The sequence below is a fragment of the Candidatus Uabimicrobium helgolandensis genome, assembly GCF_041508025.1.
Taxonomy (GTDB): Bacteria; Planctomycetota; Uabimicrobiia; order Uabimicrobiales; family Uabimicrobiaceae; genus Uabimicrobium; species Uabimicrobium helgolandensis.
The window spans coordinates 1,626,380-1,640,928 of record NZ_CP165719.1; the positions used below are offsets into that span (position 1 = coordinate 1,626,380).

Here is a 14,549-nt window from a genome sequence, read left to right on the forward strand (position 1 = left end):
ATAAATATAAGGCAATGATATTTTAACAACATCTGTTATTCTCTGAATAATCATACGCCTTAATGCTTCAAGATTCATAACTTACTTTATAGAGTACTAAAAAGTACGGAATATACTTAAGTATACAATTCTTAAAAAAATTTAGTTTGCAAACACGCCGGATAGCATATAATATAGCCTAAATGGAGTATTGTGGAATTTGCGATTGTTAATATGAGGAATTTATCATGAAAAAGATAACTTTTTTAGTTATGTGGGCAGCTTTAACATTAGTTATTGGATGTTCGCAAAAAACGCCCGATGTCAAACCTAAAGTAGATGAAAAAATAGTTTACTCTGGTTCAGACAAGCCAAATAGTGAATATGATGAATATTTGCTTTTGATGGAAGACAGTCAAAGAGCTCGTTTTTTTAAATTGACTAGCGATTTACAAAAACAAAGATTTTTACAAGCAGAAGGAATAATCCGCAAAAAAGAGCTGAATGACACTCTCAATGCAAATATGACCACAAATGATGTGGCCCAAGCTCTTGGTTTTCCTAATGACAAAGAAACAAATATGTATGAAGGAATAAAAGAAGTACGTTGGACATATGTAGAGTTTAATAATTATCGCAATATGAAATATACCTTAACGTTTAAAGACGATGCATTAAATGCTTGGTATTTATGGCTAGACTAGCATTTTTATTTCCTATAAGGCATGCAAAGATAAATAATATACCTAATTTTACGGTGCATTATTTATTTCTGCACGTCTAATTTAACGCTTTTAGATTAGAGCGTATTGACATTTAGATTTTATATAATGTAAGTTGTTTTGGAATTGATGATACTCTTTAAAAGCGCAGAGCTGTGTTATGTGCTTGTAAAGTATCTTACTACCTAAAATAATTGAACTTTTCTAAACCTAAACAGGACTCACCTAGGAACACGCCCTAAATAAATTTGCCTTTCTAAGCACTAGGAATAAAATGGCTGAGAAAAAAATTAAGTCAAAGAAACACAAACAAGAATATGACGTCATCAAGTTATTTGCAGAAAGCGTAAACCAAAGTATTGTAGTGACGGATACTAAAGAAAAAATAGTTATCTGGAACTCTCAGATAGAATCGCAGTTTTCTGGAAAAGAACAAGCAATTGGTCAACCGTTAAAAAAAATGTTCCCGCGATTTCGCGAAGAATTTCGGGGTAAGATTCTTGCTGATATTATTTCTAAAGATGTGATTAAAAAAGGAAAAACTCACGAATTTTCGCGTTATCCACTAGAAATAAAGTCGCAAAAAATACGTTATTTTGATTTACAATTTTCGCCTTTCAAAAACAACAATGGTGAAATTATTGGTTGTATTATGACGATGATTGATGCAACTGATAAGATTTATATGGAAAATCAATTATTGCGTAATGCTCGTACTACTTCTCTTGCAAATCTTGGCGCTAGTATTGCTCATGAAATTCGTAATCCTCTCAATTCCATCTCTCTAAATATTCAATTAATTAAAGAAGATATAGAGTCTTCGAACTCGCAAACAGAAACTCTTGAAATTATTGACAATGTATTATATGAGATACAACGTTTAAATAAAATAATTAAGAATTTTTTGAGTTTTTCACGGCCACCAGAACCTAGGTTTATTCTATCTGATATAAATGATATTATTCGCCGTGTTCTCTCACTTCTTAGAGAAGATGCTCGTCAAGCTGGTGTTGAAATTGTTTCAAATTTGGAACGACTTTCTCTTACTCTTGTTGACCCCGATCAAATTTCTCAAGCGGTATACAATATTGCACTAAACGCCATCCAGGAAATGAACAATACAAGTGGGATTTTAGAAGTATCTACTTTGAGTGTAGATGAATATATCTTGATCGAAATCAAAGATAATGGTCCTAGTTTACAAATGGAAGATAAATCGCAATTATTTGATTTATTTTTTACCACAAAGGAAGATGGAACAGGTCTAGGACTACCGATAGCTAATCGTATTATAGAACGCCACGAAGGAAGAATTGTTGCAGAAAATAATCTCGACCAAGGAGCGTGCTTTGGTATTTATATTCCAGTGATAAAAGAATAGGTCTATCGTTAATTAGATGGTCATTCTGACTTTATAATACTGGGAGTAGTATCGAGCCCAAGTCCGAAATTTTCTAGTAGAAAAACAGAACTTTTTGGATGTTGTAACATAAGAATTTTTTTAATTGATGACACGTTCTAATTAGAAAGAAATATATTTTCGTTTTACTCTTTTATAAAAGAGTAAAACTATTGTAACGTCACACTTACGATTAATTAATGACGCGCTCTAGAACATTCAATAATCATTGAGTGCTCTAGTCAACACTTTAGAGGATTTAAATGGGTAATATTCTAATTATAGAAGATGATAAAGGGGCTCGTTTAGCTTTGTCGCGGGCTATCGAAAAGTGGGGATACGACGTTTTACAGGCAGGCAATGGATTAGAAGGATTAAAAAAACTAAAAAGTAAAGCTGTTGATTTGGTGTTATGTGATATTCAGTTGCCTGGGATCAACGGTCTTGAAGTTCTCGAACGCATTCAAAAAGAACATCCTAATGTCCTTGTGGTAATGATGACAGCATTTGGTAGTGTGGAAAAAGCTGTTAAAGCTGTCAAGTTAGGGGCAATAGACTTTTTAGAAAAACCACTTGATTTATCTATTGTAAAAAAAATAATCCCTACTTCATTACAAACAAAAAACATCCAAAAAGATCGAAAGAAATTACTTAGCGAGATTAAACGTACTAATTTTTTTGAGGGAATGATTGGTAGTGGCGAAAAAATGCAGGAGGTTTTTGAAACTATTATCAAAATAGCTCCATCAAGAGCAACAGTTCTTATCACAGGTGAAACAGGAACAGGAAAAGAACTTGTGGCACGTGCCCTTCATCGTTTAAGTAGTCGTACAGGTTCTTTGGTTACAGTAAATTTAACTGCTTTCCCTGATACTCTTATCGAAGATGAGTTATTTGGACACGATAAAGGAGCACACTCTACTGCTTTTAATGATAGAGATGGTCGGTTGGCTGAGGCTGATGGAGGTACTTTCTTTCTCGATGAATTAGGAGAAATTCCTCTTAATATGCAAGTGAAACTTTTGCGTGTTATAGAAGAAAGAGAATTTCAAAGGCTAGGCGCTAATAAAACGCATAAAGTTGATATTCGTTTTATTGCAGCTACTCATGTTAATCTCGAAAAGAAAGTTGCAGAAGGTAAGTTTCGCGAAGACTTGTACTATCGATTAAAGGTACTTAAAATAGAACTTCCTCCTCTCAGAGAACATCGCGAGGATATTCCGAGTTTAGTAAATCACTTTATTCGTCGCCATAGTGAAGAAAACAACAAAGAAATTGAAAGTATTTCAGAAGAAGCACTCAATCTTTTAAGTAGTTATGATTGGCCTGGAAATATACGTGAACTTGAAAGAGCCATAGAAAGTGCTATTGTAATGTGCGAAGGAAATATATTAGAGCCAGAGCACTTTTCTAAAGAAATTCAAAATACCAAGATAAAAGGTGATGTTGTTACTATACAAGTGGGAAGTTCGTCTTTAAAAGAAGTCGAAAAAGAATTAATACGTTGTACTTTTCTTAAAACAGGTGGTAATAAAACAAAGACCGCTAAAATACTTGGAATAGGTATTCGTACTTTGTATCGAAAAATAGATGAATATGATTTGCCTTATAAAAATGAAAAGAAAAATGATGAAGGTTCAGATTAAGGCGTATGGATTGGAAAATAAGCGACGATCAATTTGTTATTAACATTCGTTCATTAAGTAGTTATAAAAAATGGGCGAAGATGACAAGCGTTGTTTTTGTAAGTATTTTTCTTTTTAAAATAGAACACTATTTTTGGCCTGTGATTCCTGAAGAATTGGTACAGATCGTACTAAATATAAAGTATGTGCTTATTGTAATATCAATTTATATTGCTCTACTTTTTATTAAAAAACCACGAAAAATCATCATTGACTTTAATTCAGGAACCTTTCGCTACTTTTATTTTTTGGTATCGCAAAAATACTACTTTGCAGAGGTTGAATCGATTCGCATTACCACTGATATGTCAAAAGCTTTAACAAAATTAAAAAGTAATATGCATCACCTTGTGCATATTAAGTTGCGTAAGCAAAAAGTTTTGTTTCTTGGCGAATCGAATAATGATAATAAAACTGATTTATTTATCGCGGAAATACGCAATATTTTTGATGTTCATGTTGATAAACTCCACAAAGTCGGGCGCAAGATAAGTAAAGAAGTCCGTCTTGGGCGCTATGCTGTAGAAAAAGAGATATCTCGTGGAGGAATGGGAAAAGTATTTTTGGCTAAAGATAAATTTACTCGCAGAACAGTTGCTATTAAAGTGTTGCCCGCAAATTTAGCTCTTAAAAGTGATCATGCTAATAATTTTGCTAGAGAAACGCGTATTTTGCAAAAACTACGTCACCCTAATATAATTCAAATTTTCGATGTTGGGCGCGAAAAAAGCCAAAAAACAGATATATATTTTTATGCGATGGAATGTATTGATGGTAAACCTCTATCGTTTTTCATAAAAGAAAAAACTGTCTCTGCAGAGCAAAGTGTTCGCTATGTAATTCAACTGGCTCTTGCTCTTGATTACATACACTCTCATAAGGTAGTTCATCGCGATATAAAACCGGAAAATATTCTTATACGCAAAGAAGGAAGTTGCGTTCTTATCGATTTTGGAATTGCGCGCGACGTTTCTATTCGTTATAAAAAAATATACAAACGCGTTTTTCGTCACCAACCTGAAATTTCTCATCATGTAGGAACATTGCCTTATATGTCTCCCGAACAAATCTCATCGCAAGATGATATTGATTATCGAACAGACATATATTCACTGGGAATTACCTTGTATGAAATGTTAGTTTTTAAACGTGCTTTTACAGGTAATAGTTCGTCTATCTTACGAGCAATTCCCACTTGGACCCCTCCTTCTCCAAGTAAAAAAAATCCTGGTGTGCCACAAGATCTCGACCATATTGTTATGAAGGCCATTGCTAAAAACAAAAATAAGCGTTATCAAAGTGGCGCTGATTTCGCCTATGATTTACATAATTGGTTATATAATATAGTTGTAGAAAAATCACAGTTAAGCTTATGGCAAAAAATAACAATTTTTTTCAAGGCTAAAACATGAAATCTCATTATCTTCACCTAGTAAAACTAGGTATTACACTTAAATACATAAAGAAAAACCAAGTTGATGATGTATTAAATAAAAAATTGGATTTTACTTATGGACGCCTCCAGGAGTATTTAAAAAAGAGTGAGTGGAATAACCTGTGGCGTATTTACATAGAAAATTCAATTACTAGCTTGTTTGTTAGACATGGACTCCTTGATAAAAAGTTACTTCTTGTGATTATTGATGATCTCATACACAAAGCAAAACAGAAAAAAGCGATAAGTGGTCCGATGGTTGCCGTTCAAAAGAATTTACTTGGGCAAAAGATTGTTGATCGTGCATTCCACAATATACTTTCTAAAAAAGTAAAGCTTCCTAAGGAAATTTATATTGGTTTTCTTAAAGAAGGTTTTCTCACGGAAGATAGTAGTTTATTTGGTTTAGATTTTCTCACAGAAGACCCTGAATTAATAGAAGAAGTGGCGCCTATCGAACAGAGTCCTGTAAAAAAAGAAACAACTATAGTCTCTGATAGTTCGAGTGCAGATCCAACTCGAAAAATTCATTATCCTGAAGACATGCACGAAGATGTATCTCCAGGAGAAGACACGGTCAACATTTATAAAGATAAAATAAATTATACCCAAGAAGTATGCCGGGACCTAGTCGTTGGAACTGCTGAAATGGAGGAGGTTCAAACTTCAAAAAGATTATTACCGTTGATTATTTGTGTGGGAATTATTTTTTGCGTATTAATAAGCTATTACTTGTGGCCTAAAAGTTCTCCACAGTTTGTTATAGCAGAAGTGGATTCGGTAATTGCTCAAGCGAAAACAGAAAAAAAGTGGAATCGTGCTCGCGAAAAATACTGGCAAGCATTGATGTGGTATGATAAAAATTTGAAAAAATTACCTCACGATTTATTCTTATGGAATAGACAACTAAAGCTGCTAACAGAGTTTTTTGAGAGAGCGTTGCAAAAACGTCAGTGGTATTTAGCAAATGCAATTGCAAACGAATGTAAGGTCTCTTTAAAATTGATGTTGGCAAAAGGTTTTATTGATAAAAAAAAATACACTCTTATCGCAGATAAGCTACAGGACAACTTTAATGAAGCAATCAAACAATGATAGGGAAAATATATGAAATATATTGATTGTCACGCACATATTTTTGCGGAAAATGCATTAGACTACAAAGAACAGTGCACAGGATGGCACCAGAATAGTGTTGAAAGAATACTCAACGTATTTTGCTTAGAAACCGATTTAGATATTGCTAAAGAAGTGCTTCAATCACCAAATAAATATCCAAATGTGTATTTTATTGCAGGAGTAACTCCTCACGGAGCAGATAAATTTAATAAAGAGCATGAAGAATTTTTATTTTCGCATTGCGATCAACTTATTGCAATAGGTGAAACAGGGCTTGATTTTCACTACAATCTATCTGATAGAAAACGGCAAACAGAATCTTTTATTCGTCATTTAGAAATAGCGTGTGAACTACAAAAACCTATAGTTCTTCACTTACGAGATGCTGACACCGAAGCTAGAGAAATACTAAAGGATTTCGTTGGCAAAATACCTGGGGTTATGTTGCACTGCTATACATCAGGAGAAGACCTAGCAAAGTGGTCTGTTGAACAAGGTTTTTATATTTCAGCGTCCGGAATTGTTACTTTTAATAAATCACAACCACTGCGAGAAATATTTAAACAAGTTCCTCTAAAACAACTTCTTGTAGAGACAGATTCTCCATATCTTGCCCCTCCTCCTTACCGCGGAAAAACAAATCAATCCGCATATATTGTAGAAACATATAAATTTTTATCTCAAATGTACGACATTCCACTACAAGAACTAAGCGACCAAGTGTGGCAAAACAGCGAAACACTTTTCTCTTTGTCCAAATAAAAGAAAAGTTTTCACTACAAACAATTACTTTAGGAGCATACTATGTTTAAAACGATCATTGCCGTCATTTTTTGCGCATCAATTTTATCTGCCCAAGACAGCACGTTCGAAATTATCTATAAAATAAAATCACTAGAAGACAAAGTAAAGCATCTTGAAAAACAACTTGAGAGAATGGAATATTTAGAGCTACGCGTTTTAGAATTAGAAAAAAGACTAAATACGAAAGTGCATGTTGTTAAACCAAAAGAACCTGTAGAAATCCAAGTTCAGGGAATAAATGCAATTTGTTCGTGGACACCTCGTGGAGCTTTTTATTTCTTCAAAGGTAACAATTATGTAAAACAAGCTCAACAAATGGCTCCAGCAAAAAGTATTTCTGCAAATTGGAATGGCTTATGGAGTGACTTGGATGCTGCAGTAGAGTTTAACAACAACAAAATATATTTCTTTAAAGGAAGTTCATATCGCGCTTATGATATGAAAACTTACAAATTAGGCAAAATAAATAACATCGCAGGAAATTGGAAAGGTGTATGGGGAAGTGGTGTTGACGCTGCCATACGTTGGGGCGACAATGTATTTTTCTTTAAAGGCACTCAATACATCACATATAGCATGAAAACTTACACTTCTAAAGCACCAAAACCTATTGCAGGAAATTGGAGCGGAATTTGGGCAAGTGGAGTAGACGCTGCAGTTTCATGGAGCGATGGCTTTGTATATTTTTTCAAAGGCGATCAATTCATGCGCTATAACAAAAAAACATATAAATCAGAAGGTCCTTGGCCAGTGAGTGGTTGGAAAGGTCTTGATTTTTAAATAATAAAGAATTACGACAAATTACTGTTGTTGTCGCCATAGCCGACCTTGATCAATTTCAAAATAGCCAGGTAGTCCTTGATTTACAGCTATTTTAAATAGATTGAAAAAATTGCGTTTTAAGAAGAACATTTTCGTGCTGGGTTATTTATTTTATAAATAACTCAGCCAAATTCAAAATAGAGAATTTTTGTTGTTCGCAACATACTATTCACGCAGCTCTAAAAGCTTTAATCGTTTCTTGAATTTCTGGTGAAAAATGCGCTCCAATCACAATTCCATAAAAAAAGAACCCTATAAATATTCTAAGGGGATTTCCTGCTAAGGCATTTGATTTTTAAGCTATTATATATGAACTACTACTTTATTAAGTGAGTTTCGTTATGAAGAAAACAATCAGCGGTCTACTTATACTTCCTTTTATTGGTTTGGCGATTACTCCTCTTTTTATGTACGTTAATTTTGAAGATAATATAATACCCATTTTTACTGACGGAACGTGGGAAAGATTGACTGATCCTCTCTCAAAAGATTATAACGAGTATTGGTCATGGTTAATTATTTTCAGAACCTCTTCAGATGCCTTTATCATGTTATCATCTCTTTTTCTTCTCTATTTGTTCTTGCAAAAATCACATCATTTACCACGGTTAATGATAATTTTTATAGCGATGAACGTCATCATTAACTATGTCGAATACAAACTTGCCAAACAGATATCAGAAATGAATCCATCTTTGAATCCTACACTTTTTGCGCTCTTGGGAGCAATTATATGGATTCCGTATTTTAAAATATCAAAAAAAGTGAAGCAAACTTTTTCGAAGCAGAATGAAATTACTTAAACTATCGAGGAAAATATGAAAGCACTTACTTTTTGTGGAAAAGAAAATATCGAATTTCAAGAAGTTTCCGATCCGAAAATTATCAATGCGAAAGATGCTATTGTAAAAGTAAAGCTCACCGCAATTTGCGGTTCTGACCTTCATGTATATCATCAACGAGAAACAGGTTTGGATCACGGCACAGTCATGGGGCACGAATTTGTGGGCGAAGTAGTTGAAATAGGTAAAGATATAAAACATTTAAGCGTCGGAGATATAGTGACAAGCCCATTCACCACAAATTGCGGTGAATGTTTTTTCTGCAATAAGGGTTTAACTGCACGTTGTCTTTCTGGTAGCTTATACGGATGGGTAGAAAATGGCGAAGGACTCCACGGTGGACAAGCAGAGTATGTTCGCGTCGCTCTCGCTGATAGCACACTTGTTAAAATACCTGAAGGTATTACCTTGACCGAAGGCCTCCTTCTCGGAGATATTCTTTGCACTGGTTATTTTTGCGCTGACATGGCGCAAATTTCTCCCGATGGCGTGTATGTAGTTTTAGGTTGTGGTCCTGTGGGACTCATGGCAATTCTAGGTGCGAAAGAACTTGGTGCGCAGAAAATTTACGCTGTAGACTCTGTTCCTCAGCGCCTTGAGCATGCAAAGCGTTTTGGGGCAATTCCGGTTAACTATCAAGAACAGGATATTGTTGCATTTATACGCGAACAAACCAAAGGTATTGGTGTTGATGCTGTACTAGAGGTAGTTGGAAGTACGCAAGCAGAAAGAACAGCTATTGATATTGTAAGGCCAGGAGGCGTTGTTTCTGTTGTAGGAGTGCATACCGCAAATTCTTTTTCTTTCTCTCCAGTAAAAGCATACGATAAAAATTTAACCTATAAAATTGGACGTTGCTCTGTGAGACATTATATTGACAAGCTAATTCCTGTTGTACAGAGCAAAAAATATGACTTCGAATCAGTTATTTCACATACGATGCCTTTGTCTCAAGGTAAAAAAGCGTATAACATTTTTGATAAGAAATGCGATAATTGTACAAAGATAATACTTCAAAACGAATAGGAAACAATATGCCTAACAAATTCTCATGGCAGAGTAGTGGCATTTGGAGAAACTACGTTGCAGTAGGAATGACCGCTTTTACTATCTTGTGTATATTGCGCCCACTGGTTTCTTTGCCTAGCGTCGGAGGAATGGGCTATACTATCCTTTTTGCACCCCTTGTCATCGTACCATTTGTTTTGTCTTTTATCTCCATAGACAACAAACATATCTTGCAACGTATAGCGATTATTTTACATTTACCAGCCGCTTTTTGTGCCGTCGCCTCTTTATGTATAGAAACAAGTACTCTTTCTGCTGTTCTCGCCTTACCATGGCTAATGCAAAACGTTATTATTGCTCTTTATGGTTTCGTATTTTTTCAACATATGAGAAATCACGCGCAATCTTTACTGAAACAATTACCTGTTATTAGTGTATTCATGGGTTGCTTGTATATTCCTATTGCTGGAGTGTGGCTGGTGTCATCAAATATGGGAATTAATTATGGGTTTCGTGCAACAATTGTGCTACTAACTGTAGCTCATTTTCACTACGCAGGTTTCGCGCTTTCTATCCTTGCAGGTCTCGCTGGCTTTTCACTTAACAATAGCAATAATTTTACACATAAAATTTACAACAGTATAGGGTGGATCGTAGTGTTTTGTCCTATCGTTGTGGCAATAGGGATTATTTTTTCTCCTCTACTCGAAATGGTCGCTGCGTGTACTTTAGCGGTAGCTATTATTATTTTTTCAGCGACAATCGCTTTTGGATTTTCGTGTAAAAATATCATCAGTAGATTGTGTTTTACTTTTGCATTTTTGGCAATGATCGCAACGATGATTCTAGCAGCAACTTATGCACTAAGTGAATACTACGAGTGGCATATTATTTCTATCGAAACCATGGCAATGAGCCACGGAGTTGCTAACGCTTTTGGCTTTACATTTTTGTCATTATGTGGCTGGATGGTTGAATCACAATACAAGCAGGAGGAAAAATGAGGGAAGTTGTAAAAGGAAAGAACATCAATGAATTAAGAGATAATACTATTTATAAAGCTTGTGCCATTTATGGTTTTGACGATCAATTTATAGAAGAATATCAATTTACAAAGTGTATTCTTAGTGGCAGTGAGTTCCATAACTGTTCGTTTAGAGGTTTAGTTAGTATAGAAGAGATTCACGATTGTTATTTCGATTCGTGTAGTTTTTTCAACATTGGAATCACGGGAATTGGTAACGACGTTAAATTTAAGAAGTGTAATTTTACAACATTGTATTACACAATGTGCGATTTTGCCTTTTTTGAGAATTGTAAAGTCGATTCACTTGTAAGTGACTGGATGGAGAGAGAAGAAGATCTAAAATACCTACAAAAACTCGGCATTAAAATTTTTAGTATATGTAATAACAGTATATCAGAAAAAGGCGCTAAACTTTTGAGTGCTATTACATCTTTAGAAGAATTGTATTTAGATAGAACGTGGAAAAAAGAGAACGTAAGTTATTTGACAACGTTGTTTAATCTCAGAGTTCTCAGTATGCACAGTGGAATTAATGATGAGAGTCTGGAACAAATAAAAAAGCTAACGAAGTTAAGTTACCTTGATTTGAAATATACACATTTTACTGATAAAGGATTAGAGCACCTACAAGCACTTACTAGCTTAGAGGTTCTCAATTTAACAAGTGTAATAGGAATAACAGAAGAAGGAATAAGAAAATTACAAAAAGAATTACCTGATTGTGAAGTTAAGCGAGACAAATGGTAACTTTTTTTTCTAAGAAATTTTAAAGTACTAGGCCTCATCATCCAAAGTCTTGTTTATTTTAGTTCAATATAGGTAAAATATGTGACATTTGGTTATTATGCCACATATTTTATTAAAATTTAATGACTTGTTGAGCTCACGACTTTACCATCGATAACGACAGCTGTACAGTGACTTGTATATTCAAAAGGATCACCATCGTATAGTGCAATATCAGCGTCTTTTCCTACTTCTAAAGAACCTACACGCGAATCTATTCCTAGAATCTTTGCCGCGTCGATGGTAATAGATTTTAATGCATTGTCAAAACCTAAACCATTAACAGCAGCAATTGCTGCTTCAAAAAGAACAACGCGAGTTTTTGGAACATAACTTTCATAGCCGCTTTGCATTGCTATCGGAATACCTGCTTTTTGCAAAATGCTAGCATTTTCCATCGATAGGTTTTTCTTGTCGCCAAAAGTACGCCACATTGATGGGTGAACAATGACTGGTACATTTGCTTTTTTGATTTCTTCTGTTAGCAAATAAGCTTCACTCGCACCATCTAATACAATTTTAATATTAAATTCTTTGGCAAGTCTTAGAGCTGTAAGAATATCATAATGACGGTTAGCGTAAACAAGAAGAGGTACCTCGCGGTTTAACACTTGTTCTAGTATCTCATCGCGTATATTTCGCGGTGAATGAGTTTTGGCAGTATCGCTTTGCTTAGCTTTTTCGGCTTTCTGCTCCGATTCTTCTCCAGTTGTTTTTGCTTCTGCTTTAGCTTTTTCCTCTGCTTCTCTCTTTGCTTTTTCTGCTTTTTTTCTTGCATTTATTTGATTTTGAATGCGAACAAACTCACTGCGCAACATTGCAATGGCCTTGCCTCTTGTCCCTGGGCTTCCTTTTGAAGTTAAACCAGAATCACCAAGAGTAACAACAACCATTTTTGTTACTTCAATAACTGATTTGTCGACAACAGTACCATAAGTTTTCACAACCATGGTTTGTCCTGAAATAAGCATTCCTGGAGCATGACCGGTATTGACAGTAGTAACACCGAATTGTCTTACCCATTCAACAAGCGGATCAAGAGAATTATATGCATCTACTGCTCTTAACTCTGGCTGCATAGGTGCAGAACGTTCTAATTGATCTTGGTCTTTCGCTTGATTAAAAATACCTCCAAGTCCAACCACGCTACGCGCATCGATAAGTCCAGGTGTTACGACTTTGGCGCTAAGAACGCGGCAATTTTCGGGTATAATTACTTGCTCTGATGAACCAATGGCAGTGATTTTTCCATCGCGAACAACAATAACACCATTCAATATTTTTTCACCGGTCATGGTGTGAATAACTTCACCTTTGATTGCTAATTGCGCGTTTAGGGAAACGGTTAAAAAAACAATCAGTAGTATTATACTTTTTATCATTGTTTTCCCTTTCCATAACAACAATATTCAACAGGACGGTTATCTCCCGCACCATATCCACCCACAGCCCAAAGATAATCTTTGGCATTGCTGCGATCAAAAACTTTCTTGCCATCTATCCATGTTTCATCGATTTTAGTATACACACTTAGTGGTGCGCCCGACAAAATAACCAAGTCGGCGTCTTTTCCAACCTCTAATGATCCAACGCGCTTTTGTAAATCAAGCATAATAGCGCCTGCCATTGTCAGCCCATAAAGAGCTGCTTGTTCTGACATTCCTGCGCGAACGGCAAATGCTGCCGAACGTAAGAATAAACGCGAGTCAGTAATAGGATCATCGGTATGAAAACCAACTACAGCACCTGCTTTTTCCAGAGCAACGCCATTTTTCCAATCAAGATCTCTTGCTTCTAGTTTTCCACCCGGACTATCGATAATAATGATAGAACATGGTGCTTTTGCTGCCGCGATTTCCTTGGCAATTTTCCACGCTTCGCTTACGTGATGAAGAACAACGCGAAAACCAAATTCTTTTTGCAAACGCAGTACAGTCATAATATCATCGTGACGATGAGTATGATGGTGAACAATTCGTTTTCCCTCAAGAACTTCAACCAAAGCTTCCATTCCAAGATCTCTAGGTGGCAATTTACTTTCATCACCTTTGGCATCTATTATTTTTTGACGATACTCTTGCGCTTGAATGTATAAACCACGAACCAAAGCCGCTGATTTTCCGCGAGTCCCAGGAAATGGTGCTTGGCGTATAGAATTTGTTCCGTTTGCCATTTTCATACCGCCCATGAATTTACCTTCTGGGCTTTTGATAACTAAGTCGTCAATAATGCGACCATCGCGCATTTTAATATATATCGTTTGCCCACTCATCAAATGTCCTGAGCCAGGCATCACGTTTGCAGTGGTTACTCCTCCTGCTTGCGCTTTTTGAATCGCAGAATCTAGAACATTAAAAGAATCAAAAACACTTGTTTCAGGATGAAGTGGTTTAGAACTGTCTCCAGCACCACCTCCACCAATATGGCTGTGAGTATCAACGAAACCCGGCATAATTACCTGGCCTGTTGCATCGTGAACTACTGTATTTTTTGGTAATTCAATAGAATCAGTAACGCCAATGGCACTGATTTTACCATCTTGTATAACAATCGTACCTTTTTCTATTGGTTCACCGACAACAGGTATAATACGCGCTCCCACGAAAGCTTGTGGAGGTGCTTTGTCAGCAAAAGTCGTTATTATGCTGGCAAAAATAACAAACATAATCCATTTATTCATTTAAAATCCTAACTAATTTTTGGGACGCGTTGGCATTTATCTTTCTGAGATGAGCTTAGTTACTTTTCTTTTACAGCACACATTTGCGTTTTCAAAGCGTTTCGCTCTTGCTTAAAATAACTAACATTATATAAAAATATAAATATCGACGCGTCCTAAAGAATCCCTCGAAATATGCTCTAAAATTTTTTTTTTGGAACTTTTTTATTTTAATCTTTTCTAAGAGGTTGTTGTTTATGCA

Annotated in this window: 13 protein-coding genes; 11 read left to right on the top strand and 2 right to left on the bottom strand. The window is 35.4% G+C overall.

The window, feature by feature from the left end; genetic code table 11:
- The first annotated feature begins 227 nt into the window (after positions 1 to 227).
- From UABHE_RS05915 to UABHE_RS05965, 11 genes are all read left to right on the top strand, one after another.
- The gene (locus UABHE_RS05915; protein WP_372369332.1) at positions 228 to 683 is read left to right on the top strand and encodes a hypothetical protein; all 456 of its coding nucleotides are present in this window, start codon (positions 228 to 230) and stop codon (positions 681 to 683) included.
- A 292-nt stretch (positions 684 to 975) separates the two neighbouring features.
- A complete protein-coding gene (locus UABHE_RS05920; protein WP_372369333.1) occupies positions 976 to 2,082 on the top strand; it encodes a nitrogen regulation protein NR(II) in 1,107 nt (368 codons plus the stop codon).
- 281 nt (positions 2,083 to 2,363) lie between these two features.
- Positions 2,364 to 3,746: a sigma-54-dependent transcriptional regulator gene (locus tag UABHE_RS05925; RefSeq protein WP_372369334.1), complete on the top strand. Its 1,383-nt coding sequence runs from the start codon at positions 2,364 to 2,366 to the stop codon at positions 3,744 to 3,746.
- Between the two features lie 5 nt (positions 3,747 to 3,751).
- Positions 3,752 to 5,197, top strand: a complete 1,446-nt coding sequence (locus UABHE_RS05930; RefSeq protein WP_372369335.1) for a serine/threonine protein kinase — start codon at positions 3,752 to 3,754, stop codon at positions 5,195 to 5,197.
- Complete coding sequence (locus UABHE_RS05935; protein ID WP_372369336.1) at positions 5,194 to 6,315, top strand: hypothetical protein; 1,122 nt, start codon at positions 5,194 to 5,196, stop codon at positions 6,313 to 6,315. The genes UABHE_RS05930 and UABHE_RS05935 overlap by 4 nt, the downstream gene beginning before the upstream one ends.
- Before the next feature lie 12 nt (positions 6,316 to 6,327).
- The gene (locus UABHE_RS05940) at positions 6,328 to 7,101 is read left to right on the top strand and encodes a TatD family hydrolase (protein ID WP_372369337.1); all 774 of its coding nucleotides are present in this window, start codon (positions 6,328 to 6,330) and stop codon (positions 7,099 to 7,101) included.
- A 42-nt stretch (positions 7,102 to 7,143) separates the two neighbouring features.
- Positions 7,144 to 7,923, top strand: a complete 780-nt coding sequence (locus tag UABHE_RS05945) for a hemopexin repeat-containing protein (protein WP_372369338.1) — start codon at positions 7,144 to 7,146, stop codon at positions 7,921 to 7,923.
- A 383-nt stretch (positions 7,924 to 8,306) separates the two neighbouring features.
- The gene (locus UABHE_RS05950) at positions 8,307 to 8,768 is read left to right on the top strand and encodes a DUF2569 domain-containing protein (RefSeq protein WP_372369339.1); all 462 of its coding nucleotides are present in this window, start codon (positions 8,307 to 8,309) and stop codon (positions 8,766 to 8,768) included.
- 15 nt (positions 8,769 to 8,783) lie between these two features.
- Positions 8,784 to 9,833: an alcohol dehydrogenase family protein gene (locus UABHE_RS05955; protein ID WP_372369340.1), complete on the top strand. Its 1,050-nt coding sequence runs from the start codon at positions 8,784 to 8,786 to the stop codon at positions 9,831 to 9,833.
- An 8-nt stretch (positions 9,834 to 9,841) separates the two neighbouring features.
- The gene (locus UABHE_RS05960) at positions 9,842 to 10,819 is read left to right on the top strand and encodes a YndJ family transporter (protein WP_372369341.1); all 978 of its coding nucleotides are present in this window, start codon (positions 9,842 to 9,844) and stop codon (positions 10,817 to 10,819) included.
- Positions 10,816 to 11,589: a hypothetical protein gene (locus tag UABHE_RS05965; RefSeq protein WP_372369342.1), complete on the top strand. Its 774-nt coding sequence runs from the start codon at positions 10,816 to 10,818 to the stop codon at positions 11,587 to 11,589. Before UABHE_RS05960 ends, UABHE_RS05965 begins: the two co-directional genes overlap by 4 nt.
- A 119-nt stretch (positions 11,590 to 11,708) precedes the next feature.
- Here the strand turns inward: UABHE_RS05965 and UABHE_RS05970 are convergent, their stop codons facing one another.
- Together UABHE_RS05970 and UABHE_RS05975 are read right to left on the bottom strand one after the other, a co-directional pair.
- Positions 11,709 to 13,010 (bottom strand): amidohydrolase family protein, encoded by a 1,302-nt coding sequence (locus tag UABHE_RS05970; RefSeq protein WP_372369343.1) that lies wholly within the window; start codon positions 13,008 to 13,010, stop codon positions 11,709 to 11,711.
- Positions 13,007 to 14,308, bottom strand: a complete 1,302-nt coding sequence (locus tag UABHE_RS05975; RefSeq protein ID WP_372369344.1) for an amidohydrolase family protein — start codon at positions 14,306 to 14,308, stop codon at positions 13,007 to 13,009. The genes UABHE_RS05970 and UABHE_RS05975 overlap by 4 nt, the downstream gene beginning before the upstream one ends.
- Positions 14,309 to 14,549: the final 241 nt, after the last annotated feature.